1 protein-coding gene is annotated in these 1,725 nt (G+C 63.7%); it reads right to left on the minus strand.

Going from position 1 to position 1,725, the window contains the following annotated elements; all coding sequences use genetic code 11:
* Positions 1-30 precede the first annotated feature (30 nt).
* Positions 31-1,599: an IS66 family transposase gene (tnpC, locus tag ACBR42_RS16980; RefSeq protein ID WP_075594768.1), complete on the minus strand. Its 1,569-nt coding sequence runs from the start codon at positions 1,597-1,599 to the stop codon at positions 31-33.
* Between the last annotated feature and the right edge of the window lie 126 nt (positions 1,600-1,725).

Below are 1,725 nucleotides of genomic sequence, written 5' to 3' on the forward strand. Positions count from 1 at the left end.
GTAAGCATCCGGCGGGAGACGCGGGCGTATTCAGGCGGCGATGGTATTGTGGACCTGCTGGTGGGCTTTCCAGTGCCAGGGCAGGAGTTCATGGAGGCGTGGATTGGGGATGTCATTGATCCGTGCCAGGACATCAGCGAGCCATGCATGGGGATCGACATCGTTCAGGCGCGCGGTGACGATCAGGGAATACATGGCGGCGGCGCGCTCTCCGCCACGATCGGACCCGGCGAACAACCAGGCTTTCCTGCCCAGGGCGATGCCGCGCAGGGCGCGTTCTGCTGCATTGTTTGAGAGGCAGATCCGGCCGTCAGTGAGGAATCGTGTGAATGTATCGGCACGTCTGAGAAAATAGTTCATGGCGTGGGCAACGGGATTTTTTGTCGACATGCGCCGGCAACACTCCCGCATCCAGTCGAACAGATCGTCGACCAGAGGGGCTATGTCTGTTTGACGGACTGCCAGCCGATGTTCTGGGGGCGTACCGTTGATGGTGCGCTCGGCTTGGAATATGGCGTCGATCCTGCCTACTGCCTCTATGGCGAGGGGCGCCTTGTCCCTCTCGGCGATTTTGAACAGTCCCCTGCGTCCATGCGCCCAGCATCCGGCGGAGACAACCGGCGCGGGTTGGCGTCCCGGTTTCGCCAGAGTATTATAACCCGCATAGGCGTCTGACTGCAGAATGCCGGTCCAGCCGGTGAGATGGTCCGTGGGATGTTCGCCCTTGCGGTCCCGGGAATACCGGAACCAGACGGCTGGCGGTGCTGGCCCACCAAATGGACCATCATCACGCACATAATTCCACAATCGTCCGGTGACTGTCCGGCCTTTCGCCAGAACCGGCACGGTGGTGTCGTCCGCGTGCAGGCGTTGTGCCGCCAGCACATGCGCCCGGATCAGCGTAGTCAGGGGGGCCAGCGTCGCGGTGCAGGCTCCCACCCAGTCGGCCAGCGTTGATGTGTCGAGATCGATCCCTTCGCGGGCAAAGGCATCGCTCTGGCGGTTCAGCGGCAGATGCTGCAGGAACTTGTCGCACAGGATGGTCGACAGCAGCCATGGGCCGGCGCGTCCGCGCGCGATCGGATGGAAGGGGGCGGGTGGCTGGGTGATGCTCTCGCAGTCCCGGCAGGTGAACTTCTCCCGCACCGTCTGTATGACCTTGAACTGGCGCGGGATCACCTCCAGCGTCTCGGTGACGCTCTCCCCCAGTTTGCTCAGACGATCGCTGCCACAGCACGGACACTGTGTCGGTGCGGGGATGACGACCCGCTCGCGCGGCAGATCGGCACGCAGGGGCTGGCGCCCCCGGTTGCTCCTGGGTGCTGTCGCACGGACGGCGGGATCCGCCGCATTTTCGGGCGCGTCCTCGGCGAGTGTCGTCTCCAGCTCTTCCAATTCGAGTTCGAGCTGGGCCAGCAGGCGGCGCCCCCGCTCCGACGAGGCGCCGAAACGGTCCTGGCGCATCCGCGCGATAAGATGTTTGAGATGGGCAATCTGCGCTTCGGCGCTGGCCGCACGGGCTTCCGCGACCTCGGCACGCGCCTCGGCAGCGGCAAGTGCCGCGCGCAAGGCGATGATGTCGTCCGTGTCTCCCGTCATGAAGGCAGTTGATCACATGGGCGCTCAAAAGGGTACCAGTATATGCTGACCTGGCGCGGTTTTTATTATCCCGCCAGTTCAGGTCTCCATGTTTTCTGCGGATTGCGCCAGTCCACACCCTCCAGC

The sequence above is a fragment of the Komagataeibacter sp. SM21 genome (assembly GCF_041402665.1).
In the GTDB taxonomy this organism is placed as follows: Bacteria; Pseudomonadota; Alphaproteobacteria; order Acetobacterales; family Acetobacteraceae; genus Komagataeibacter; species Komagataeibacter saccharivorans.